We start from the raw sequence: 21,565 nt of genomic DNA on the forward strand, positions 1-21,565 counted from the left end.
CCCGCGGGGGCCGTCGCGTTGAGGGCCGCCGTGATCAACGAGAGCCGGGGCGTGGTGCTGGCCCACCGGGCCGAGGTGGCGGACACCTTCCTGCGCCGGCTCCGGGGGCTGATGTTCCGCCGGCGCCTGGAGTTCGGGGAGGGGATGATCCTCCGACCCTCCCGCCCCGGCCGGAGAACCTGCGCGATCCACACGTTCTTCATGCGGTTCCCCATCGACGTGCTCTTCCTGCGCGACGGCGAGGTGGTGGACGCCGTCGAGAACCTCCGCCCCTGGCGCGTGTACGTCCCCCGGGAGGCGGCGGAGGAGATCGTGGAGCTGCCCGCGGGCACGATCGAGCGGAGCGGGACGGAGGTGGGGGACCGCGTTCGGGTCGTCGCCGGGGACCTGGAGGCGGAGCTGGCGGTTAAAATTTTGAGCCGCAAGCAGGTCACGAGGAGGCTGGCCGAGGTTGTCATGAAAGCCATCGCCAAGTCCGGTCTCAACGGTGAGGTGTACTACAACAAGGAAACCGGCTGCATCCACGTGTCCGGGGAGGACAAGTACATCGTGGTGGACACGATCAAGGACGTGTTCGGCGACGCCGTGGAGGTGATCGAGGGCCGGTCCAAGCTGCTCTCGGACGATCACTCGCTGGTCGTGATGGTGCGGGACGCCGAGCGGGTCGCGAAGATCGTGCGGGAGTTCTCCCCGGAGCGGAAGGAAAGCCTGGTGTACCGTCAGGAGCCGAAGGCCGTGCGCTGGGGTATGCGGCGTGAGGAGGGAGCGGAGGAAGCTGATGAAAAGGGTGGAGAGGCTGAGAAGGGAGGCGGGCGCGAAGAGCCGGACCGAGCCCAAGGTGGTTGACGTTCGGTGGGAGGACGGAACGCTCGTCATCGTCGGCGCCGACCGCTCGGACATGTCGTACTTCATCGGACCCGGGGGATACGTGGCGGGGCGGCTCCGTGAGGAGCTGGATCTGGAGCGGGTGGTGGTTCAAGCCTGGACGGACCTGAGGACGCGCCTCTACCGGCTGAAGCTGGCGCGGGAGGCCGTGGAGCGGGCACTCAAGCGCGTCCCGGAGCTGGAGCGGATCCTTCACGGGATTCGGCTCGAGCGGGAGCGGCTGCTGGGGGAGCGGCGCTGGGACTTCTGGGAGGAGTGGGAGGGACTGGAGCCGTGCGGGCACCGGATCACGGTGGCCGTCTCCGGGGGTTACGACAGCACCGCCTCCGCGCTCATCCTCCGCAAGCTCGGCTACGAGGTTGAGCCGCTGACCGTGGACCCCGGGCCGATGATCCTCCCGCGGAAGATGCGGGAGAACGTCGAGCTCCTCGCCCGGTGGCTCGACGCCGAGCCCCGGTTCATCGAGTCGGACTTCTCGGACATCGTCCGACGGTCCCTGGAGGAGGGGCGCATCCACCCCTGCGGGCGCTGCAACGACCGGATCCGGAGGCTCGCCGTGAGGCACGCGGGGACCGACGTCGTGGCCTTCGGGGACGGGCTGCCGACGGGGAGCCACTGCGTGCAGCGGGACGGGGACCGACTGAGGCTGCACGTGCCCGCCGCGCTGGCCAAGACCAAGTTCGAGCTGCGACGGCTGGTCGAGGCGGAGCTGGACGGGTTTCACGAGTACCGGTACTCTTGCCCGCTGCTGCACCAGGTGCACGAGCGGCACCCGCACCTCCGCCGCGCCTCCATCCAACGGGTGCTTCGGGAGCTGCGGCACGGGTTCCTGGAGGTGGGGGAGGCGCTTAGATCCATCATGGACATCCTGGGTGGGGAGGGTTGAGGAGGTTCTCCAAGGTGGCCGTAGGGGGCACGTTCGACCGACTACACCCGGGTCACCGTCGAATCCTCTCCGTGGCCCTGCGCCTGGGCGAGCGCGTCGTGATCGGGGTCACCACGGACGCGTTCGTGCGCCGGGAGGGCAAGCGGGGCGTGGAGCCTTACGAGCGTCGGGTGCGGAGGATTCGGCGGTTCGTGCGGGAGCGGGGTGCGGAGGACAGGGTGGAGATCGTGCCGCTGGACGATCGGTACGGGATCACCCTGGAGGACCCCGAGCTCGAGGCGATCGTGGTGAGCCCGGAGACCGAGCCCGTGGCCGTGGAGATCAACGAGAAGCGCCGGAAGCGCGGCCTCGATCCGCTGGCGATCGTCGTCGTTCCCTTCGTGCTGGATCGCGACGGTGAGCGGATCTCCTCGACCAAGCTGAGGCGGGGGGAGGGCGGTGCGCGTTCGGGTGGGGAGTGAGAATCCGGTGAAGGTGCGCGGGGTGCGGCGCGCGTTCCTGCGGTTTTTCCCGGATCGGGAGGTGGAGGTTGAGGGGACGGAGGTGGAGTCGGGCGTGTCGGACCAGCCCGTGGGGTGGAGGGAGGTCGTTCGGGGGGCGCGTAACCGGGCGCGGGGGGCGTGGGAGGAGGGGTGCTACGCGGTCGGCCTGGAGGCGGGCCTGGTGGAGGTGGGGGAGACGCACGTGGACCTGCACGTGGCCGTGCTGAGGGACCCGGAGGGGCGGGAGGCGGTGGGGACCAGCCCGGGCTTTCAGCTGCCGGAGGAGGTGCGTCGACGGGCGCTGGAAGGGGAGGAGGTGGGGGAGGCGTTCTCCGAGCTCGCCGGGGTGAGCGAGGTGGGTCGGCGGTCGGGCGCCGTGGGGGTCCTCTCCTCCGGTCTGGTGCTGCGGGAGGACCTGTGCGAGCTGGCGACCCTGATGGCGCTGACCAGCCTCGAAGCGGTTAAAAGGTGGTGACCACCGGTTGGTGTTACTAAGTATTACCTGAGGGTGGGGAGCGCCGGGGGTGCTCGAGTGTGGAGCGGTCGGGTCGGTCCGAGGAGAACCTGGTGCGCACCTCGGTCACGGTGCCGGAGGGCCTCCTGGAGCGGGTGAACGAGCTGATCGCGTCCGGGTACTTCGCGAGCCGCTCGGAGATCTTCCGGCAGGCGTTGAGGGAGTACCTGCAGCGCATCGAATGGACGGATCGGTTGAAGGGTGAGTACTACGGCGTCCTCTCCTACGTGTACCGTCACGAGCGGGCGGAGCCGGAGCTGGTGAAGGTGCAGCACGATTTCACGGACGTGATCATCACCACGCTTCACGTGCACGTTTCGGACGAGAAGTGCCTGGAGATCCTGCTCATGAGGGGTCCGGGCGAGCGCATCGCGGAGGTGGCGAAGCGGATCCGCGGGATCAAGGGCGTGGAGCAGGCCCGGCTGACGGTCGTGTCGACGGAGGGGGAGTAACGGGTTGGAGGTCTCCGTGCCCGAGGAGCTGAAGGACCGTCGGGAGCTGATGAAGACGCTGATCCTCGCCTACATCGGTCTGAAGCAGCCCCGGGTGCACCTGGGCGAGATCGGGGAGGAGCTGGGCGTCTCGCTGCAGGCCGTGCACAACTACGTGAAGGAGCTCGTCGAGGAGGGCTACGTGGAGAAGCGTGGTCGGGCGGAGTACGCGCTCACGAACCGGGGCGCGGAGCGGGCGATGGAGGCGGTGAACAACATCCGCCGGTTCTCCACCCGGGTGGCGGAGGAGCTGGGGCGCCGGATGACGTGGGCGGCCATCGCCGCCGAGGACATCGAGGAGGGGGACACGGTGTACCTGTACATGGAGAACGGACTCCTGTACGCGTCCAAGAGCCGGAAGACGACGGCCCGGGCGGTGGCGAAGGCGGACGCGAAGGAGGGGCAGGACGTCCCCGTCACGAATATCGAGGGAGAGATCCCGGGGCTCGAGCGCGGGGAGGTGGTGTTCGTATGCGTGCCGAGCGCCCGCGAGGGCGGGACGAGGAAGGCCGACCTGGAGAAGCTGAAGCGGCTGGTCGAGGAGGAGGATTACGACCTGATCGGTGCGGCGGGCACGACCGCCCGGGCCGCGCTGAACATGCTGGAGGTGGAACCGGACCTGAAGTTCGGGGTGATCAGCGGGGCCCTCATCGCCGCCGCGAAGGGGATGAGGGTGCTGGTGGTACTCTCCTCCTCCATGCTGCATCGGGCGAAGAGGAGGGCGGATCAGAGGGGTGTGAAGTACCGGATCGAGTACGTGTGATCCTGGAGCGCGACTCCCGATACTCGGACGGGACCGTTCTGGGATCGATGTGCACGGAGCCCCACCCCGTCGCCCGCCGGGTCTTTCGCGAGGCCCTGCACGTGAACCTGGGCGACCCCTACCTGTTTCCGAACGCCGCCGAGGCGGAGCGCGAGTGCGTCCGGTGGATGGCGCGGGTCCTGCTCGACCACCCGGCCCCGGAGGAGGCCGTGGGGGCCATCGTCTCCGGCGGCACCGAGGCCAACGTGCTGGCCGCCTACGCCGCCCGGGAGGCGACGGGCGGGCGCGAGATCATCGTGCCCGAGACCCGGCACTTCTCCTTCGAGAAGGCGGCCCGCATGCTCCGGATGCGGCTGGTCGAGGCGCCCGTAGACGAGGAGTACCGGGTGGACGTGGACGCCGTTCAGGACCTCATCACCCGCGACACCGCCCTGATCGTCGGGATCGTGGGGACCACCGAGACGGGGTCCGTGGACGACGTGGAGGCCCTGTCCGACGTCGCCGAGGACCGCGGGATCCCGCTCCACGTGGACGCGGCGTTCGGCGGGTTCGTGGCCCCGTTCCTGCGGCGGTACCGGGACCTGCCGAGGTTCGGGTTCGACCTGGAGGGCGTCACCTCCGTCACCGTGGACCCGCACAAGATGGGCCTCGTCCCGCCCCCCGCCGGCGGGATCATCTTCCGGGACGGGGAGCTCCCGCGCGAGATCGAGGTCCACGCCCCGTACCTCTCCGGCGGGGGCTCGCGCCAGTTCACGATCGTCGGGACCCGGCCCGGGGCCCCGGTTCTGGCCCTGTACGCGAACATCCTGACCTTGGGTGAGGAGGGGTACGAGCGCATCGCCCTCGCCTGCTACAGGGAGACCCTGAGGGTCGTGGACGCGGCCAAGGACCTCGGGCTCGAGCCGGCCGTGGACCCGCCGCACCTGAACTTGGCCAACGTGCTGCTGAACGGAAGGGACGCCGCCGAGAGGCTGCTCAAGGAGGCCGAGCGGCACGGCTGGAAGGTGTCGATCTCCTCCAACCCGCTCGGCGTCCGGATCGTGATGATGCCGCACCTGACGGCGGACCGCGTCACCGAGTTCCTGCGCCTGGTGGCCCGGGTGGTGAGGGAGTGCGGGGGCTGAGGGAGACGCTTCGGCGGTCGCTGCCCGACCGGTTCACCCTGGTGGGCCTGGGCAACCCCGCCTCCGGCGACGACGCGTTCGGGTACTACGTGGCCCGACGGCTCGCCCCGCTCCGGGCGCCGGGGTTCCGGGCCGTCCCGGCGGGGGTTTGGTTGGAGAGGCTCCCACCGAGCGACGACCCGGTGGTGCTGGTTGACGCCGTGGTGGGCGGGTTCGAGCCCGGGACGGTCGCCGTCGTTCGGGATCCGGAGCCCGAGTGGTGGGTCGACGGTCACCGGGTCGGGCTGGCCCGGCTGAACGTGCGACTGCTGATCGGGTTCGCCCCCGTTCACGTGGGCCCCGGGGAGCGCATGTCCGAGGAGGCGAGGAAGGCGGCGAGGATGGTGATCAGGGTGGTGCGGGACGTTGTCCTCGAGCGGGTTGAGGGACCTCCTGATGCTGGCCTACGTGGAGGCCCGTCCCTACCTGGAGGACGCCGGGCGGGCCCGTGAGATCGTGGAGGAGGTCTACGAGCGCTGCGACGACGTGGAGTGCGCGCTGAGGGAGCTCCGGAGGTACGAGGAGCGCTCCGACGACGAGACCGAGCGCACCGACGTTCGCATCCTTCGCCAGAAGCTCGAAGGGTTGGCGTCGCGTTGAGGGTGGTGCTCAAGGCCGGCACGGGCGTCGTCAAGCACGCCGGGGTCGTGCGGGAGGCCGTTCGGGACTTCGAGGGAGAGCTGCTGGTGGTGCCCGGGGGCTGGCGGTTCTCGGACGCGGTTCGGCGGGCGCAGCGAGAGCTCGGGTTCTCCGACGAGGCGGCGCACTGGGCCGCCATCCTGGCCATGGATCAGCTCGGCCTGGTGCTCTCCGAGCTCCTGGATCTGCCCTGCACCGAGGATCTTCGGGTGGAGGGGAAGTCGGTGCTGCTGCCGTACCGGGTGCTGCGGGAGCGGGACCCGCTGCCGCACTCGTGGGACGTGACGTCCGACGCCATCGCCGCCTGGGTCGCGGGGCGGGTGGGCGCCGAGCGGGTGGTCTACGCCAAGGACGTGCCGGGCGTGCTGGACAAGCGGGGGCGGGTGCTGCGGGAGGTGCCGGCCGGGGAGCTGGAGGGTCGGTGGACCGCCGTCGACCCGTGGGCGCCGCGGGTAGCGTTAAAGGAGGGGGTGGAGCTGCGGGTCGTCAGCGCCGCGAGCCGGGTGGACCTGCTTCGGGCGATGCGGGGGGAGGAGTTCCGTGGAACCCGCGTCCCCCCCGTGGAGCGCCGAGTGCGTCGTGATCGACGTGGGCGTGGGCACGACGGACGTGGTCGCCTACACGGGTGATCCGGAGTACTCGGCGCGGCTCGTGCTACCCTCAAGGACCTCGGTGCTGGCCCGGCGGCTGCGCCGCCTCCGAGGGTCCCCGCCGGAGGCGCTCGGGCTGGTGGGCCGGCCGATGGGCGGTGGGCCCTTCACCCGGGAGCTCCGCCGGTTGATGGAGTCCGGGACGAGGGTTTACGCGGAGCTGCCCGCCGCGCTCACCCTGAGCAACGACGTGGAGGAGCTGCGACGGATGGAGGGACTGGAGCTGGTCGAGGGTCGGGAGGGGCTGCCGGACGGGGTGAGGACGATCGAAACCTACGACTTCCGCGCGCGCCGGCTGCTCGGGTTCCTGGAGGGGGAGGGGGTGGAGCTGGAGGATCTGCGGTGGGTGGCGGCGTGCGTGCAGGATCACGGGTACCACCCGGACTACGAGTCCAACCGGCGGCACCGGTTCGAGCGGCTGTTCCGGAGGTACCTGGGAGAGGGCGGGTGCCGGCCCGAGGAAATGGTGTTCCGGGAGCGTCCTCCCAGGAGCTTCCCGAGGCTGCGGGCGGCCTACGAGGAGTTGGAGCGGATCGGGGTCGAGCCGCTGGTCATGGACTCGAAGCTGCCGGTCGCCATGCTGGGGCGGGTGGAGTCGGAGGCGGAGCGGTTGCTGGTGATCGATTACGGGACGGGTCACGTGACGGCCTTCCTGTTCGAGGATGAGCGCGTGGTGGGGGTGTACGAGCACCACTCGCGGAAGCTCGACCGGTCCCGGTTCGAGGAGCAGGTCCGGGCGTTCGTGGAGGGGCGGTTGAGCAACGAGGAGGTGTACCGGGACGGCGGTCACGGGTGCTGCAACGTCGCCCCGATGGGGTGGGACGAGGTGGAGGAGGTGATCGGGATGGGTCCCCGGCGCTCCGAGTTCGGGCTGGGCCGGGAGCCTCGAGGAGTCCCGGACCGGATGATCCCGGCCTACGGGCCCGCGATGTACCTGACCGGGGCCGCCGGGCGTTGACGGTGTTCGTGGACGCGACCGACGAGCTGGACCCACGGTGGCTGTTCATGGGGGAGCCGGACCGGATCTACGTGTTCCGGACCGGTCACGCCCCCATGCACCTGCACTTCGAGCTGAAGCGGCTGATCGGCTTCAAGACGAGCGTGAACGGCAACGCGATCACGGGCACGGTGACCCCGGAGGGGTGCCTGTCCTCCACGTGCATCACGCCCTGGGTGGCGCAGCTGGTGAGGGCGCGGCCGGGGGACGACGTGCTGGTCGTTGGCGGCCCGGAGGAGACCATCGACAGGGTGTTCGAGCTGTTCCCAGACGTGAAGGAGGAGGAGCCGGGTGAGACCGAGCCCGTCCCGGAGGCGCGCGGGACCCGGAGGATCGTGATGCCGGAGCGCCGGTGCGGGGCGGCCCGTCGGCACGACAAGGAGCTGAGGGAGATCTTGGAGATGCAAGGGTACGAGATCGTGGAACCCTCGGTGCGGGAGTACGTGTGCGGGTTCGAGGCCGTGCAGCGGACCCTGCTGCGCGGGGAGGCCAGCCTGGGCCTCGCCTCCTCGTTCGACATGGGCAGCGGGGAGTACCTGGGCGTGATCCCGGTGGACGTGCACGGGGTGGTGGGGACACCCCGGCTCAACCCGAGCCTGCGGATCCAGCCGAAGGACGCGCCGGAGCTGGTTCGGGAGCTGCTCCGGATGAGTCCGGAGCGGCGCCGAAGGGTGTACGGCCAGAAGCTCCTCAAGGAGCCGAAGTGGGACCGTAAGATCCCGAACGTGTAGGGGGCCGTCCGAATGCCCTACGTCCCCCTGGTGGTGCGGGTGGACCGGGCGGTGGTCGTGGGTGCGGGGTCCGTGGCCCGCCGGAAGGCCCGCACGCTGGTGGACCTGGGCGTCGACGTGACCGTGGTCTCACCCGACCGGCCGGGTTGGGTGAGGGAGCTGGGCGTGGGCCACCTGCGGCGTCGGGTCGAGTCCCCGGAGAACCTGCCCCCGGCCGACCTGTACGTGGCGGCGACGGACGATCCGGGGCTGAACGAGCGGCTGGAGCGGGAGCTACCGTTGGTCAACCGGGTGGACGTTCGAAATCCCAGGGTGAGGTTCCCGTCGGTGTTGAGGAGCGGGGACGCCCTGCTTGCGGTCTCCACGGGGAAGCCCCGGGTCACCCGGGCCCTGAGGATGCTCGCGGCGGAGCTGATGGGGGAGCTGTTGAAGCGGGCCGGGAGGCTCCCGGAGGAGGCCCGGGATTGGTCCCTGGACAGGGTGATCTCCGAGCTCACCGGGCTGTCTCGGGGCGGGTGAGCGATGGACCTGGAGGGTCTGGCCCTGCATCTGCTTGAGTCCGGGTCCGGCGAAGGGGAGGTTCGGGAGCTGCTGGAGCGGCTCGTTCGGATCTGGAAGCGGGACTGGTCGGAGGAGCGGGTAAGGGAGTTCGCGTCCGCGGTTCTGGACGAGGTAAGGCACGTGCGCCGCGCTCACGGGCTCGACGGGGAGCTGGGGCGGCTACTGCGCCCCCCGTCCTCCGGGGTCACGATGGGAGAGATGGGCGTGGGGTCCCGGGGTGAGGGTGACTTCTTCGTGCACGAGCTGCTGACCCGGCTGGCCGCCCGGGCGGCCGAGGGCGCGCTGGTGTCCCCGGAGGAGCGGGACGACGCCGGGGCCGTGCGGCTCGGGGAGGACGAGCGGGTGCTGGTGAGCGCCGTGGACGGGATGCACTCCCGGCTGAGCGAGTTTCCGTTCCTGGCGGGGTTCCACGCGACGCGGGCGGCCATGCGGGACGTGCTGGTCAACGGGGCGAGGGCGGTCGGGGTGCTGGTCGACCTGCACCTGGCGGACGACGGGGACGTGGGGCGGCTGTTCGACTTCACGGCCGGGGTCGCGGCCGTCTGCGCGGCCACGGGAGTCCCGATCCTGGCGGGGAGCACGCTCCGGGTCGGCGGGGACATGGTGCACGGGAGGAGGCTCGTCGCGGGCGTGGCGTGCGTGGGGGCCGCCAGGCCGGAGGAGCTGACACCCAGGCGGGGGGCCGAGCCTGGGGACCTGATCGTGCTCACGGAGGGGGCGGGCGGCGGTACAATCTCCACGACGGCGATCTACCACGGGTACTACGACGTGGTCCGGGAGACGCTGAACGTGGACTTCGTCCGCGCGGTGGAGGCGCTCCGGGAGGCCGGTCTGCTGCCCGAGGTGCACGCCATGACCGACATCACGAACGGTGGAATCCGCGGGGACGCGACGGAGATCTCCGAGACCGCCGGGGTGCGCCTGGTCTTCGAGGAGGAACGGGTCCGCGACCTCGTGAACGAGCGGGTCATGAAGATGCTCGACGAGCTGGGAATCGACTACCTGGGCCTCTCGCTGGACATGCTGATGGTCGTGGCGCCGGAGGAGGTGGCGGAGCGCTGCGTGGAGGTGCTGGAGGATGCCGGGGTCAGGGCGGACGTGGTGGGCCGGGTGGAGGAGGGGGAGGGCGTTTACCTGGAGCGTGAGGGCCGGGAGGAGCGCGTGGACGTCAAGTTCCGGGAGTCCGCCTACACCAAGGTGAAGGAGGTCATCGGGGAGGAGCACCCGGAGGACTTCGAGGAGATGAAGGAGCGGGTCCGGCGGGCGTGGGAGGAGGCGGAACGAAAGCTGGATTGGGTGCTGAGGCTGCTCCGGGAGCGCTCATGAGACCTGCTCTTTGATCCACTCGAGGAACTCCTCGTGACCGCCCAGCACGGGTACGACCAGGACCGCCGGCACGTCGTACGAGTGCAGCTCCACGATCCTGCGAACCACCCGCTCCGCCTTCTCCGCGGTGGTCTTGACGAGGAGGGCCACCTCCTCGTCCTCCTCCACCTCCCCCTCCCATTCGTACACCGACTCGATCGGCCAGATGTTGACGCAGGCGGCCAGGCCTTCCTCGATCAGCCGTCGGGCGATGCGCTTCGCCTCCTCCCGGTCGCCGGCGGTCGAGTAGACGAGCACGTACAACCGGGCCGCCCCCGCGTCAGGGTCTCAGCGCCAGGACCTTAAGCTCCTCGAAGAACAGGCGCCGTCGGGCCACGGTCTCCACCTCGAACCGGTCCAGGGGTCGGAGGTGCTCCTCCGGGGTCAGCGTGGAGACGACGATCCGGGCCTCTTCCCACTCCACCCGCCGGTCCGCCAGCCCGCGCAGGAAGCGCTCGATCACGGCCGGGTCCTCGGTGGCCGCAGAGAGGGGGTCGTCCCGAGGGAGCTCCCCGGCCGGCAGGTAGGGTGGGTTGAACAGCACCACGTCGAAGCGCTCGCCCTCCACGGGCTCGAAGAGGTCCCCCTCCAGCGCGCGGACCCGCAGCCCGTTCAGCCGCGCGTTCCATCGGGTGCAGAGGACGGCGGCGGGGTTCACGTCGACGGCCGTGACCTCGCAGCCCCGGTCGGCCGCCACGAGGGCCTGGATGCCGCACCCGGTGCCGACGTCGAGCACGCGGTCCCCGCGCGCGACGCCCTGGTGCTCGGCGAGGAGGAAGGAGTCGTCGGAGGGCGGGTACACGTGCTCGAACACGAGCAGCCTCAGGCCCCGGTAGCGCACGGTGTCGCGCACGCGCACGCCCAAGCTCACCGGCGCCCGATGGGGAACACGTACAGGGGGACCGCGTCCTCGGCCCGGATCCCGAGGATCCGCTTCACCTCCTCGTCGTGGAAGGCGCCGACGGCCACGGTCCCGAGGCCCAGGGCGGTGCACGCCAGGTAGATGTTCTGGCCCACGTGACCGGCCTCCAGGGCCATGTACCGGAAGGAGCGGTCGCCGTACCGGGGTCGCAGGACGCGCTCGTACCCCACGATGACGAGGTTCACGGCGGCCTGGCCGACCCACTCCTGGTCCAGGCACGCCCGCTGCAGCTGCAGGTGGAAGTCGCCCCGCTTGACGAGCCCCAGCGTGTGGGTCTTGGGGTCGTACACGTAGATGCCGGGCTCGAGCCCCTTCACGTTCTTGACCACCACGAAGACGCGGAGCGGGTACAGGGCCCCGGCGCTGGGCGCGGTGCGGAAGCCCCGGGGGTCGGTGATCCCCTGCGCGGCCCACAGCACGGTGGAGAGCTCCCGGAGCGTGAGGGGCTCGGGCCGGTACTTCCGGATGGAGCGGCGCTTCTCGAGCGCCTCGGAGAGGGGCATGTCCATCTGCATCGGCTTCGGCAGCTTGACCCGAGCCTTGACCGGGATCTGGGGCTCCCCAGGTCCGGAGAGCATGTACCATCCGACCCCGAGCGCCGTGGTGGCCAGGGCGAGGGCGGTCAGGAGGACAGCCACCAAGCGCCTCTTCAAGCCCGTGAAACCTCCCGGAGGACGCTCATTACCTCCTTGGCCAGCCGGATGGAGTCCTCCTCCTTCTTCATGATCGTGTCCGTGCGGACCACCTCCACGTCCTCGGGCGGCTCCACGTCGTCCCGCTCGTCCATGATCAGCACGTCCGGATCGATCCCCCAGCCCCGGTAGTAGTCGATCAGGCCGCGCACGTTGGGCTCGAACCCCACGGCCCGCATCAGCTTCCCGGCCGGCCCGCTGACGGGCTCGTTCCCGATGAAGGGCGAGACGACCACGACCGGCTTCTCCCGGATGGCGTGCCGAAGGTCCGAGATGGAGAGGATGGGCCCGATGCTGGTCACCGGGTTGCTGGGCCCGATGAGCACGGCGTCCGACCGCAGCAGGTCGTCCACGGCCTCGGAGGGGGCGGACGCCTCCTCCGACCCGTCGTACCGGACGTCGTCGACCGACGGCTGGCCGCGCCGCTCCACCCAGAACTCGTGGAAGTGCATCTCACCCTCGTCCGTTACGATGATCGTGACGACGCGGTCGTCGGTCATCGGGTACACCTTCCACCGGATCCCGAGGCGCCGGCGGAGTTCGTCCACGGCCTCCGACAGCCGCATCCCCTTGCACTTCATCAGGTACGTGCGATACTGCTTGAACGCGCGGTCCACGTCCCCGATCCGCAGCGACTCGTCCACGCCCAACCGTTCCCTCAGGAACTCGTGACCGCGGAAGGAGTCGCCGTCGACCCCGTACCAGGTCTCGTCGTTGACGATGCCGGCCAGGGTGTACAGGACCGTGTCCACGTCCGGGGAGATGTGGAGGCCCAGCAGCTCTCGGTCCTCCCCGGTGTTCACGATCACGAAGAAGTCCGCCTCCAACTCCCGCAGTCCACGCAGCAGCTTGGGGGTTCCGGTGCCCCCGGAGAGCACGCACACGCGGGGTTCCATGCGCCTCACCCCCGGTCACCACGGGGCCGGGGCGGCCAGGACCCGGGCCACCTCATCGGGCGTCCGGCAGGTGATCACGGTGAACCCGAGCGCGGCGAGGCGGCCGATCAGCTCCTCCCGGGGCATCCCGTCCAGGGTCCTCCCGTCGGGTCCGAACATGGCGTCGGGTAGGATCAGCAGCGGGCAGTCGCTCCGAGGTTCCACCCTGCGCACCTCGCGGAGCACGTCCTTGGCGGTCAGCAGGCTGGAGGCCCCGATCACGCCCCCGAACACCCGGTTCTCGACCACCACCAGCTCCACGCTCTCCAGGTTCCGGACCGCCGGCTCGAAGATGGGGGCCGCCAGCTCCCCCACCACCAGGTAGGTTTCCACGTCCGGCTCGGGCAGCTCCGGAGGCTCGCAGGCCGGCTCGCCCAGGAGCGCCCGGATCGTCGGGGCGGGCACCACCTCCAGGTCCAGCTCCCGGTCCAGCTCCCGGGCGGTCTCCCACATCCACCGGAGCTCCTCCTCCGTCGGGAACCGGAAGCCCCGGGCGAGTCGGGTGCCGCCCACGGGGAACACCCGAACCTGCCGGGCCCCCGCCTCCTCCAGCCGCCGGCAGGTCTCGGGGAGCTCCCGGAGGTTATATCCCGGGGTCAGCACCAGGTCCGCGATCAGGTCGATACCGACCTCCTCGAACCGCGGCAGGAGCTCGATCACCCGGTCCGCCTCCGGGTTCCGCATCAGGCGGACGCGCGTCCTCGGGTTGGTCGTGTGCAGGGACAGCTGGAGCTCGTCCAGGCCGGCGGCCGCGAGCGACTCGAGCCGCTCCCCGTCCAGGCCCACGTTCCCGGCCGTGTCCACGACCCGGAGCCGGAGGTCCGGGTACCGGTCCCGGGCGGTCTCGATGCGTCGCTCCAGGTCGGGGTCGTTGAGCGTGTCGTGTCGGGTGGTGCCGACCCGCCCGCCGTGCTCCCGGAGCACCTCGGGCGGGTTCTGCGGGATGTAGCAGAACACGCACGCGTTTCCGCAGGGTCCGGCCCGCTCGGACGGTGGGATGACGGCGAGATCCTCCGGCTCCTCGATCATGTCCAGGTCGAGCTCGTCGATCTCGTGCGCCACGCCCCGCTCGTCGATCTCGTACGGGATGGTGGTCCCCCCGAGGGGGTGAAGGGGTTGCGCATCGAGTGCGAGCCGGTGGTGGACGTTGAGGAGGAGATCGAGGCGGAGGCCCTGGTCTCGCGGCAGCGGCTGTCGTTCCTGGGGGGCGTGGACCCGGAGACGGGCGAGGTGGTCGATCCGACGCACGAGCTGCACGGGGAGCGGGTGACCGGGAAGGTGCTCGTGCTGCCCGGGGGTCGCGGGTCGACGGTGGGGTCGTACGTGATCATGGAGCTGGCCGAGCGGGGTCGGGCGCCGGCGGCGATCGTCGTCCGGGAGGCGGAGCCGATCCTCATCGTGGGGTGCGTGCTGGGCCGGGTGCCCCTGCTGCACCGACCCGACCGGGACCCGGTGGAGCGGCTGAGCACCGGTGACGTCGTGCGGGTGCTGCCCGGCGGTGTGTTGGAGGCGTAGGGGGCTCGGGGAACGCCAGCCGTCGTCACCGATCCGTCGGGCCCACCTCCTCATCGCCCGGTGTCGCAACGTTGAAAAGGCTCCCAGGATTTAGCTTGCGGGGGTGAGCCGGACATGGCCGAGGAGGGCGGCTCCGAGCTGAAGGAGGTCATCATCGGCGCCCCCGCGATGGCGGACACCGACCGCGCCGAGCACTACGTGAACGACGTGCGCGACTCCTCGCAGTTCTTCGGTAGGGACGCCCGCCTGTTCTTCGGACTCAACGCGAACCGGTTCTGGGGCATGATCTGCGGCGCCATCTTCGCCTGCGTGCTGCTGGTGCCCCTGCTGCTTCTGGCCTACTAATCCCCGTTTTTTCGGGTGGGCGGGTTGTCCCTGCGCCTGGGCTGGGCCATCACCGGGGCGGCCCACCTTCTGGTCGAGACGTTCCGCACCATGCGACGGCTCGCGAGGGAGCATCGCGTCAGCGCGTTCCTCAGTCAGGCTGGAGAGGAAGTCGTGCGCATGTTCGGGCTCTGGCGGGAGCTGCGGGAGATCTGCCCGGGAGGTCACTACCGGGAGGTGTTCACGCAGCGCGAGGAGGGGGCCAGCTGCCCGATCGTGGGACGGTTCGCGATGGGGAAGTACGACGCCCTGATCGTCTCCCCCACTACCTCGAACACGGTGGCGAAGATCGTTCACGGGATCGCGGACACCCTGGTCACCAACGCCGTCGCCCAGGCGGGCAAGGGAGGCGTGCCGGTGCTCGTGGTCCCCTGCGACTACGGGGAGCCGGGCGAGGTGATCGAGACCATCACCCCGTACATGGTGCGCCGGGACCGGTGCACCGGGTGCGGGCGGTGCGTCGACGCCTGCCCGAACGACGCGATCGAGCTGATGGACGGCAAGGCCTTCATCCGACTGATCGAGTGCGAGGGCTGCGGCGCGTGCGAGCGGGCATGCCCGGAGGGCGCCATCAGGGGCGGCGAGACGTACCGGATGAGGATCCGGGAGGTGGACGCGCGGAACCTCGCCCGGCTTAAGCGGATGGAGGGCGTCCGCGTGCTGCGCCACCCGCGTGAGATCCCGGAAGCGCTCGGGGAGCTCCGATGAGGGTACTGCTGCTGACGGGTCGCAAGGCGGCGCCCGCGGTCAAGCGGGCCGCGGCCGAGTTCGACTGGGCCGAGGTGCGGGTGCTGCCGATCGACGTGGCCGCCTTGATGACCACCGGGTTCGTGCTCCGGCACCTGCGCGGCGAGGACCTCTCCAGGTACGACTACGTGCTCCTGCCCGGGCTGTTTCGCGGGGACGTCGAGCGCCTGGATCGGGAGCTCGGCGCGGACTTCCGGTTGAGCTCACGGGACGCCCGCGACCTGCCCCTGGTGCTCAGGAAGATGGAGGAGGGGTTCGAGCCCGCCAAGGATCGGCCCGCGTGCGAGCTGCTGCGGGAGGAGATCCTGCGGGAGATGGGACGGCGGCTGCGGGAGGCGGAGCGGGAGATCCCCGAGGACCGATGGGTCGACGTGGGACCGATCCGGATCGCGCGGGGCTGTCGGCCCCGGGTGCTCTCCGAGATCTTCGCCGACGATCGGGACCCGGAGGAGGTGGCCCGGGAGGCGGAGCGTCGGGTGCGGTGCGGGGCCGAGATCGTGGACCTTGGGTTCCACGAGGCCGACCCGGGGCGCGTGTCGGAGGTGGTGGAGGAGGTGCGGGAGAGGGTGGGGAAACGGGCCGCCGTCAGCGTGGACGCGGGCGATGCGGGACTGATCGAGGCCGGGGTGGAGGCGGGGGCGCAGCTGATCCTCAGCGCGGGTCCGGGGATGGAGGAGCCCATCAACGTGGCCGAGGAGTACGAGGTGCCGGTAGTGCTCATCCCTCGCTCCCGGCGGATCGGGCCCGCGCTCCGAGAGTTGGAGGATCTGGTGGAGCGGTGCGAGCGGGTCGGGGTGGAGTACATCCTGGACCCGCTGCTCGACCCGCCCGGTGAGGTGCTGCGGTCCCTCCGCCGGGCGTGGGAAGTGGCGCGGCGGTTCCCGGACGCCCCCCTCTTCTTCGGGGCGGGGAACGTGATCGAGCTGATCGACGCGGACTCGGTCGGGGCCTCCGCCCTGTGCGCGCAGCTGGCCGTGGAGCTGGAGGCCTCGATCGTCTTCACGCCGGAGGCCAGCGGGAAGACGGTCATGAGCACGCTGGAGCTGGCCGTCGCGAGTCGGATGTGCTACTACGCGCACCGGGCCGGTGGATACCCGAAGGACTTGGGCGTGGACCTGCTCGTGTTCAAGGACAAGCACGTGGAGTCGTCGCGATCGTCCGGGGTGCCGGCTGGTCGGTTCGTCCGGGACGCGCCCCGGGACCCTCGGGGTAGCGTGGTGATCGACGTGAACCACGAGCGCGGTGTGATCGTGGCGGAGCACGTGCACCGGGGCGAGGGTGGGCTCCGGCTGGAGTCCGAGGATGGGCTGGAGCTGGGGCTGGCGCTGGTCTCACTGGGGCTGGTCTCCCGGCCGGAGCACGCGGTGTACCTGGGGTACGAGCTGGCTCGGGCGGAGGAGCGGCTGCGGTCCCGGGGTCGGTACGTGCAGGAGGGTGGGATTGAACGGTACGACGCCCTGATGAGGGAGCTGGATCGGCTCAGGGAGGAGGAGCGTTGAGGGTCGTCTCGACGCCGTACTACGCGCGGATCTTGAGGATGGTGGGGCTCGAGGTGGAGCTCGCGCGCCCGGACCCGTCCGAGCTGAGGGAGGTCGAGGCCGACCTGCTGGTGGTTCCCTGGGAGCTGATCGATCGGGTCTCGCCGGGGCGCGCCCGGTCCGTCATTCCGGCCTCGGCGGCGTCCTTCTCCGAGGTGGTGAAGACGGGGCTGCGCGCCTGGGTGCTGGCCGGGGGACGGGACCGGGACCTCCGAAGGTTCCTCGACCGGGTGCTCGACGCGTGGCGAGAGGAGGCCCCGGTCTCTGGCTCGGTGCGGGCCGAGGATCGGTTGGTGAGGGAGCTGTGCTGGGATCTGGGCGTGCGGGTGGGGGCGGGCCGGGTCGTGGCGCCGGACTACCGGGGCGGCGAGCTACCCACGCACGGGTTCGAGGACCCGCTGGAGGCCGTGAGGGAGCGGGCTCGCGCACTCCGTGGGCTGCTGCTACGGTGACTCGAGCTCGGCCTCCTCCAGCAGGAACTCCCAGAAGACCTCGGTGGCGGTCGGGTGCAGCGGGCTCTCGGCCTTGATCGCGTAGAACAGTCGGCGGGGCCGGTCGGAGAGGCGTACCGCCTTGACCAGTCCCGAGGATTCCGCGCGCCTGGCCGCGTGCTCGGAGACTATACTGATGCCGGCTCCCTGGCTGACCGCGGTCACCACGGCCTCGGTGCTGCCCAGCTCCTCCACGACGTTGAAGTCGTCGAAGGATAGATCGTGCTCGCGCAGGTACTTCAGGACCTCCTCGCGCGTGCCGGAGCCCTTCTCGCGGTTCACGTAGTCCTCTCCGATGATCTCCTCCACCGACACGGTGCCGCGGTCCGCCAGCCGGTGGTCGGGTGGGACGACGAGGACGAGCTCCTCCGAGGCGATGGGGACGACCTCGAGGCTCCGTTTACGGACGAAGGCGTCCGTGCCCACGATCGCGACGTCGGCCTCCCCGTTCATCACGTGCTCCGTGGCCTCGCGCGAGTCGCACACGCGGATGACGACGTCCACCTTGGGGTACTCGGCCCGGAACTGCCGGATGTTGCCGGGGATGAGGTAGCCGCCGGGGACGGTGCTCGTGGAGACGCGGACCTTGCCGGAGGGCTCCCGGGACATGGCGGAGATCTCGTCCCGGGCGCGTTCGATGGCCTCGACGGCGTTCTCGATGGCCTCGAGCGCCACCTCGCCCTCCTCCGTGAGTTCCACTCCCTCCGGGGTTCGGGTGAAGAGGCGCGCGTTGAAGAACCGCTCCAGGGTCTCGATCTGGTTGCTGACCGTGCCCTGGGTGATCCCCAGAGACTCGGCGGCCCGGGAGAAGCTCTTGCGGCGCACCACTTCCAGGAAAGTCTTGAAGTAGCTGAACCGGGGGTCGGACATCCCGCTCACCCTCCAGATTAACTAGTACCCGGTATCGACACCCCCGTTCGCTCCGTTAAGGGTGTTGTGGGGGATCAGCGCAGCAGCTCGCGCAGCTGCTCCGCCCGGATCACCCGCTCGCAGTACCGGCAGCGGTACTCCAGGTCGTCCGTGGACTCGCGGATGAAGACCGGCTCCACCGGCTCCCGCTCGTCGTTCGTGATGCAGTTCGGGTTCGGGCACCGGACAATGCCCTCGATGCGCTCCGGCGGCTTGACCTTGAACTTCTCCGCGACGGAGTAGTTCCGGATGATGTTCACCGTCGCGTTGGGCGCGATCAGCGCCACCCGGTTCGCTTCCTCCTCCTCCAGGAACTTGCCCTCGATCTTCAGGATGTCCTTGCGGCCCATCTTCGAGCTCTCCACGTTGATCGCCATGAGCACCGTCGTCCGCTCCACGTCCACGTTCAGGATGTCGAGGATCAGCGGGGCCGTGCCCGGGGGCAGGTGGTCCAGCACCGTCCCGTTCTCGATCCTCCTCACCTTCAGCGGCACGGGCCGGACCCCCTACTCCGCGCCCCCGAGCAGCAGGTCCAGGAGGGCCATCCGCACGACCACGCCGTTCCTCACCTGGTCGAAGTAGCGGGCCTGCGGCAGCTCGTCCACGTCCGGGTCCACCTCATCCACGCGCGGCAGCGGGTGCATGATGATCAGATCCTCGCGCGCGTGCTCCTCGATCAGCTCCCGGGTGATCCGGTAGCTACCCTTGACCCGCTCGTACTCCTCCGGGTCGGGGAACATCTCCTTCTGGATCCGGATCACGTACAGCACGTCCAGCTCGTCCAGGATCGGCCGGACGTCCCGGTGCTCCTCCACGTCGGCCGCGCCCGCCTCCTCGAGCTCGCGCACGATGTACCGGGGCATCCGCAGCTCCTCCGGGGAGATCAGGTGGATCTCGGCCCCGAACAGCGCGAGCGCGTAGGCGAGGGAGTGGACGGTGCGCCCGTACTTCAGGTCGCCCATCAGCCCCACCTTCAGGCCCTCGATCCGGCCCTTCTCCTTCCTGATCGTGTACAGGTCCAGGAACGTCTGCGTCGGGTGCTGGTTCGCCCCGTCCCCCGCGTTGATGACCGGGACGCTGGCGTAGTCCGCCGCGAGCCGGGCCGCGCCCTCCTTGGGGTGCCGCAGCACGATCGCGTCGCAGTACTTCTCGACCGTGCGGACCGTGTCCGCCAGGTTCTCACCCTTGGCGGTGGACGCGGCCTCCTTCCCCACGAGCGAGATCACGTCCCCGCCCAGCCGCAGCATGGCCGTTTCAAAAGAGAGCCGGGTGCGGGTGCTCGGGGAGAAAAAGAGGGTGGCGAGCACCTTACCGGAGAGCCGGTCGTCGCCGCCCCGCTCGTAGACCTCCTCCATCCGCTCCGCGTGGTCCAGGATGATCTCGATCTCCTCCCGGGTGAAATCGCGGACGGAGACCACGTGACGGTCCTCGAGCACGGGAACCCTCCGCGTGACCCGCGGTGAGGGTTAAAAATGTGCGCGGGGTGTGCCCCCGGCTGGAGGGCGGGAGGTCATCGGTGGTGATCGTCACCCCCTACCTCCCGACGCCGCCGTCGGGCTGTACCGGGGGCCCGGAGCCCCGGATCATCGGAACCCGGTCCTCACCGGTCACAGGCCGAGGCGCCGGGCCCGGACCGGCGGGGTGGGTTAAAATACTGCCGGCCGATCGTTACGAGAACCGTAACGATACGGGATTGGGGGAGGGGCGGGGGCGTTTAGACCACCAGGAGGCCCGAGGCGGCCATCGACGCCAGCGCGTTCAGCGTCACCAGCTTGATCAGCCACTCCACGTAGTCCCACAGGCTGTCGATGACGTTCTCCAGCACGCCGACGGTGAGCCGGTTGATCGTCTCCTTCACGTCCTCCTCGGAGGTGCCCACCAGGCTGGCAATGTCGTCAACGTAGTCCTGAGTCGCCTGCTCCACGACGTCCTTGACTCGGTCCAGCACCGCCTTAACGTTGCTCTGGATCACCGACTCCTCCGCCTCCACCATCGGCTCGAACAGGGACGACTGTCGGGCCCGCTTCCGGGCCTCCAGGGCGCTCACGTCCGTCGTCTCCGGGTACTGCGAGGTGTACATCGACAGGTAGAGGCCTGCCAGCTCGTTGAGCGCCTGCTCGACCGGGTCCCGGAGCAGGCCCTTGATCTCCGCCTCCACGCGGCCCAGGACGAGCTTGTCGATGAACCCCCGCAGGAACGGTTTCAGGATCCGGTCGGCGACGAGCTCACCCAGGTAGCCTCCGATGTTCTCCTTCACCGGCTCCAGCAGCTCGGTCAGCTTCGCCTCCTCGACCTTCTTGGCCTCCTCGAAGTACGGGTCGACGATCGTGTCAATCACCTCATCGGCCTTGGGCATGACGTCCTTCAGCACGAGCGCGACGTCCACCTTCGAGGGCGCGTACACGAGGTGGACGCGGTCACCGTCCTCGTGCGCGTGCACCTTGGCGTACTTGAGGTACACCTTGCCCAGCTCGGCCTCGTTCAGGTAGACGTACCAGTCCATCTGCAGCACGGCCGGCCTCAGCGTGACGTCGGCCTCGATCGGCAGGCACAGCATCACCTCCTCGACGTGCTCCTTGGGATCCACCGACGGGGCGATGAACGGGAGTCCCTTGTTCTCGTCGTACTGGCCCAGCACGTCGGCCGCGACCGCGTTGAACTCACCGAAGCCGGGGGCCGACTTCCGCACCGGGGTCTGGTGCTCATCGTACTTCACCACGTACTTGTTGTCCTTGAACTGCAGGTACCCAACGAAGTACCGGTCGGGCACCTCGTAACCCAGGGCGCCGGCCACGTACTCCTCGTTCTTGAGCTTGTCCACCTTGACCTCCTTCACCTTCTCGGCCTGGACGCTCAGCTGCACCTCCTTCCCGTCCACGGTCACCTTGATGGACTTCAGGAGGTTCTGGACGGTCTCCTTGCCCTTGTCGGTGAACTTCACGTAGGTGGGCTGGTACGGCGCGCCGGACAGGTGCACGACCACGGTTTCCGGTACCTGGAAGTACTGGCCCGCCGAGGCGGCGCCGGAGAGCGCCAGGAGGAGTCCCAGCAGGGTGGGGGCGAGGGTCCTCACGCCGTGGGTCACCCCCCCGGCGGGTGAGGGTTTGGGTGACGTTACTACTTTCTTCGCGACATGCGTGCACGGAGGGGGTGCAGTGATCCCGGGGAACGTTACGAGTTTCGTAACGATTCCCGGTGTGGTGGGGCCGCCCGGATTTGAACCGGGGTCCCGCGGCCTCTGGGCGGCCGCTCCCCAGCCGCGGAGGATAGACCAGGCTACCCCACGGCCCCGACGCCGTGCCCGG

At 69.9% G+C, this 21,565-nt stretch carries 28 protein-coding genes and 1 tRNA gene; 19 read left to right on the forward strand and 10 right to left on the reverse strand.

Going from position 1 to position 21,565, the window contains the following annotated elements; genetic code table 11:
* Positions 1-18: 18 nt before the first annotated feature.
* Genes ACXJJV_RS03060 through ACXJJV_RS03125 form a run of 14 tightly spaced genes read left to right on the forward strand, consistent with a single transcriptional unit; the run spans position 19 to position 10,088 of the window.
* Entirely contained in the window at positions 19-846 is an 828-nt protein-coding gene (locus ACXJJV_RS03060; protein ID WP_456466708.1) for a DUF192 domain-containing protein, read from the forward strand.
* Positions 755-1,771, forward strand: a complete 1,017-nt coding sequence (locus ACXJJV_RS03065) for a hypothetical protein (RefSeq protein ID WP_456466709.1) — start codon at positions 755-757, stop codon at positions 1,769-1,771. Before ACXJJV_RS03060 ends, ACXJJV_RS03065 begins: the two co-directional genes overlap by 92 nt.
* Positions 1,768-2,232 carry a phosphopantetheine adenylyltransferase gene (locus ACXJJV_RS03070; RefSeq protein ID WP_456466710.1) on the forward strand — a complete coding sequence of 155 codons (465 nt, stop codon included), beginning with the start codon at positions 1,768-1,770 and terminating at the stop codon, positions 2,230-2,232. The genes ACXJJV_RS03065 and ACXJJV_RS03070 overlap by 4 nt, the downstream gene beginning before the upstream one ends.
* Entirely contained in the window at positions 2,210-2,728 is a 519-nt protein-coding gene (gene yjjX / locus ACXJJV_RS03075) for an inosine/xanthosine triphosphatase (protein ID WP_456466711.1), read from the forward strand. The genes ACXJJV_RS03070 and yjjX overlap by 23 nt, the downstream gene beginning before the upstream one ends.
* A 59-nt stretch (positions 2,729-2,787) precedes the next feature.
* The gene (nikR, locus tag ACXJJV_RS03080) at positions 2,788-3,219 is read left to right on the forward strand and encodes a nickel-responsive transcriptional regulator NikR (protein ID WP_456466712.1); all 432 of its coding nucleotides are present in this window, start codon (positions 2,788-2,790) and stop codon (positions 3,217-3,219) included.
* Between the two features lie 4 nt (positions 3,220-3,223).
* Entirely contained in the window at positions 3,224-4,021 is a 798-nt protein-coding gene (locus ACXJJV_RS03085; RefSeq protein WP_456466713.1) for a DUF7839 domain-containing protein, read from the forward strand.
* A complete protein-coding gene (mfnA, locus tag ACXJJV_RS03090; protein ID WP_456466714.1) occupies positions 4,018-5,145 on the forward strand; it encodes a tyrosine decarboxylase MfnA in 1,128 nt (375 codons plus the stop codon). The genes ACXJJV_RS03085 and mfnA overlap by 4 nt, the downstream gene beginning before the upstream one ends.
* Positions 5,133-5,636, forward strand: coding sequence for a hydrogenase maturation protease (locus tag ACXJJV_RS03095; RefSeq protein ID WP_456466715.1), 504 nt, complete (start codon positions 5,133-5,135; stop codon positions 5,634-5,636). Before mfnA ends, ACXJJV_RS03095 begins: the two co-directional genes overlap by 13 nt.
* Positions 5,581-5,784 (forward strand): hypothetical protein, encoded by a 204-nt coding sequence (locus ACXJJV_RS03100; RefSeq protein WP_456466716.1) that lies wholly within the window; start codon positions 5,581-5,583, stop codon positions 5,782-5,784. Before ACXJJV_RS03095 ends, ACXJJV_RS03100 begins: the two co-directional genes overlap by 56 nt.
* Before the next feature lie 2 nt (positions 5,785-5,786).
* Positions 5,787-6,452 carry an amino acid kinase family protein gene (locus ACXJJV_RS03105; RefSeq protein ID WP_456466852.1) on the forward strand — a complete coding sequence of 222 codons (666 nt, stop codon included), beginning with the start codon at positions 5,787-5,789 and terminating at the stop codon, positions 6,450-6,452.
* Positions 6,364-7,431, forward strand: a complete 1,068-nt coding sequence (locus tag ACXJJV_RS03110) for a DUF1786 family protein (RefSeq protein WP_456466717.1) — start codon at positions 6,364-6,366, stop codon at positions 7,429-7,431. Before ACXJJV_RS03105 ends, ACXJJV_RS03110 begins: the two co-directional genes overlap by 89 nt.
* Positions 7,428-8,201, forward strand: coding sequence for a hypothetical protein (locus ACXJJV_RS03115; protein ID WP_456466718.1), 774 nt, complete (start codon positions 7,428-7,430; stop codon positions 8,199-8,201). Before ACXJJV_RS03110 ends, ACXJJV_RS03115 begins: the two co-directional genes overlap by 4 nt.
* Positions 8,202-8,213: 12 nt before the next feature.
* Complete coding sequence (locus ACXJJV_RS03120; RefSeq protein ID WP_456466719.1) at positions 8,214-8,720, forward strand: precorrin-2 dehydrogenase/sirohydrochlorin ferrochelatase family protein; 507 nt, start codon at positions 8,214-8,216, stop codon at positions 8,718-8,720.
* A gap of 3 nt (positions 8,721-8,723) precedes the next feature.
* Positions 8,724-10,088 carry an AIR synthase-related protein gene (locus ACXJJV_RS03125; RefSeq protein ID WP_456466720.1) on the forward strand — a complete coding sequence of 455 codons (1,365 nt, stop codon included), beginning with the start codon at positions 8,724-8,726 and terminating at the stop codon, positions 10,086-10,088.
* On the opposite strand, the gene cutA is transcribed toward ACXJJV_RS03125, so the two are convergent.
* The 5 genes from cutA to ACXJJV_RS03150 are packed head-to-tail and all read right to left on the reverse strand — an operon-like array spanning position 10,083 to position 13,738.
* A complete protein-coding gene (cutA, locus tag ACXJJV_RS03130) occupies positions 10,083-10,385 on the reverse strand; it encodes a divalent-cation tolerance protein CutA (protein ID WP_456466853.1) in 303 nt (100 codons plus the stop codon). The two genes, ACXJJV_RS03125 and cutA, sit on opposite strands and share 6 nt — an antisense overlap.
* 22 nt (positions 10,386-10,407) lie before the next feature.
* Positions 10,408-10,986 carry a HemK2/MTQ2 family protein methyltransferase gene (locus ACXJJV_RS03135; protein WP_456466721.1) on the reverse strand — a complete coding sequence of 193 codons (579 nt, stop codon included), beginning with the start codon at positions 10,984-10,986 and terminating at the stop codon, positions 10,408-10,410.
* A gap of 8 nt (positions 10,987-10,994) precedes the next feature.
* Positions 10,995-11,702, reverse strand: coding sequence for a SagB/ThcOx family dehydrogenase (locus tag ACXJJV_RS03140; RefSeq protein ID WP_456466722.1), 708 nt, complete (start codon positions 11,700-11,702; stop codon positions 10,995-10,997).
* A complete protein-coding gene (gene cofD, locus ACXJJV_RS03145; RefSeq protein ID WP_456466723.1) occupies positions 11,699-12,637 on the reverse strand; it encodes a 2-phospho-L-lactate transferase in 939 nt (312 codons plus the stop codon). Before cofD ends, ACXJJV_RS03140 begins: the two co-directional genes overlap by 4 nt.
* Positions 12,638-12,652: 15 nt before the next feature.
* Entirely contained in the window at positions 12,653-13,738 is a 1,086-nt protein-coding gene (locus ACXJJV_RS03150) for a DUF512 domain-containing protein (RefSeq protein WP_456466724.1), read from the reverse strand.
* Between the two features lie 54 nt (positions 13,739-13,792).
* Here ACXJJV_RS03150 and ACXJJV_RS03155 point away from each other — a divergent pair, with 54 nt between their 5' ends.
* The 5 genes from ACXJJV_RS03155 to ACXJJV_RS03175 all read left to right on the forward strand — a co-directional run bounded on the left by ACXJJV_RS03155 (position 13,793) and on the right by ACXJJV_RS03175 (position 17,312).
* Complete coding sequence (locus ACXJJV_RS03155; protein ID WP_456466725.1) at positions 13,793-14,191, forward strand: aconitase X swivel domain-containing protein; 399 nt, start codon at positions 13,793-13,795, stop codon at positions 14,189-14,191.
* 114 nt (positions 14,192-14,305) lie between these two features.
* Entirely contained in the window at positions 14,306-14,536 is a 231-nt protein-coding gene (gene mtrF, locus ACXJJV_RS03160) for a tetrahydromethanopterin S-methyltransferase subunit F (protein ID WP_456466726.1), read from the forward strand.
* A gap of 15 nt (positions 14,537-14,551) precedes the next feature.
* On the forward strand, positions 14,552-15,283 hold the full coding sequence (locus ACXJJV_RS03165; protein ID WP_456466727.1) for a dihydromethanopterin reductase (acceptor): 732 nt from the start codon (positions 14,552-14,554) through the stop codon (positions 15,281-15,283).
* Positions 15,280-16,821 (forward strand): dihydropteroate synthase-like protein, encoded by a 1,542-nt coding sequence (locus tag ACXJJV_RS03170; RefSeq protein WP_456466728.1) that lies wholly within the window; start codon positions 15,280-15,282, stop codon positions 16,819-16,821. Before ACXJJV_RS03165 ends, ACXJJV_RS03170 begins: the two co-directional genes overlap by 4 nt.
* On the forward strand, positions 16,818-17,312 hold the full coding sequence (locus tag ACXJJV_RS03175; RefSeq protein WP_456466729.1) for a hypothetical protein: 495 nt from the start codon (positions 16,818-16,820) through the stop codon (positions 17,310-17,312). Before ACXJJV_RS03170 ends, ACXJJV_RS03175 begins: the two co-directional genes overlap by 4 nt.
* On the opposite strand, the gene ACXJJV_RS03180 is transcribed toward ACXJJV_RS03175, so the two are convergent.
* From ACXJJV_RS03180 to ACXJJV_RS03200, 5 genes are all read right to left on the reverse strand, one after another.
* The gene (locus tag ACXJJV_RS03180; protein ID WP_456466730.1) at positions 17,304-18,221 is read right to left on the reverse strand and encodes a selenium metabolism-associated LysR family transcriptional regulator; all 918 of its coding nucleotides are present in this window, start codon (positions 18,219-18,221) and stop codon (positions 17,304-17,306) included. The two genes, ACXJJV_RS03175 and ACXJJV_RS03180, sit on opposite strands and share 9 nt — an antisense overlap.
* Positions 18,222-18,295: 74 nt before the next feature.
* On the reverse strand, positions 18,296-18,754 hold the full coding sequence (gene pyrI, locus ACXJJV_RS03185) for an aspartate carbamoyltransferase regulatory subunit (protein ID WP_456466731.1): 459 nt from the start codon (positions 18,752-18,754) through the stop codon (positions 18,296-18,298).
* A 12-nt stretch (positions 18,755-18,766) separates the two neighbouring features.
* On the reverse strand, positions 18,767-19,696 hold the full coding sequence (gene pyrB, locus ACXJJV_RS03190) for an aspartate carbamoyltransferase (RefSeq protein ID WP_456466732.1): 930 nt from the start codon (positions 19,694-19,696) through the stop codon (positions 18,767-18,769).
* A gap of 278 nt (positions 19,697-19,974) precedes the next feature.
* A complete protein-coding gene (locus ACXJJV_RS03195; protein WP_456466733.1) occupies positions 19,975-21,333 on the reverse strand; it encodes a hypothetical protein in 1,359 nt (452 codons plus the stop codon).
* 125 nt (positions 21,334-21,458) lie between these two features.
* Positions 21,459-21,551 (reverse strand) — tRNA-Pro (locus tag ACXJJV_RS03200).
* Positions 21,552-21,565: the final 14 nt, after the last annotated feature.

It is taken from the genome of Methanopyrus sp., assembly GCF_053997775.1.

Bases quoted from the DNA above. Each gene is read 5' to 3' on its own strand.
- mtrF (WP_456466726.1), top strand. From the start codon at position 14,306: ATGGCCGAGGAGGGCGGCTCCGAGCTGAAGGAGGTCATCATCGGCGCC.
- ACXJJV_RS03170 (WP_456466728.1), top strand. From the start codon at position 15,280: ATGAGGGTACTGCTGCTGACGGGTCGCAAGGCGGCGCCCGCGGTCAAG.
- cofD (WP_456466723.1), bottom strand. From the start codon at position 12,637: ATGGAACCCCGCGTGTGCGTGCTCTCCGGGGGCACCGGAACCCCCAAG.
- ACXJJV_RS03125 (WP_456466720.1), top strand. From the start codon at position 8,724: ATGGACCTGGAGGGTCTGGCCCTGCATCTGCTTGAGTCCGGGTCCGGC.
- ACXJJV_RS03120 (WP_456466719.1), top strand. From the start codon at position 8,214: ATGCCCTACGTCCCCCTGGTGGTGCGGGTGGACCGGGCGGTGGTCGTG.
- ACXJJV_RS03180 (WP_456466730.1), bottom strand. From the start codon at position 18,221: ATGTCCGACCCCCGGTTCAGCTACTTCAAGACTTTCCTGGAAGTGGTG.
- ACXJJV_RS03100 (WP_456466716.1), top strand. From the start codon at position 5,581: ATGCTGGCCTACGTGGAGGCCCGTCCCTACCTGGAGGACGCCGGGCGG.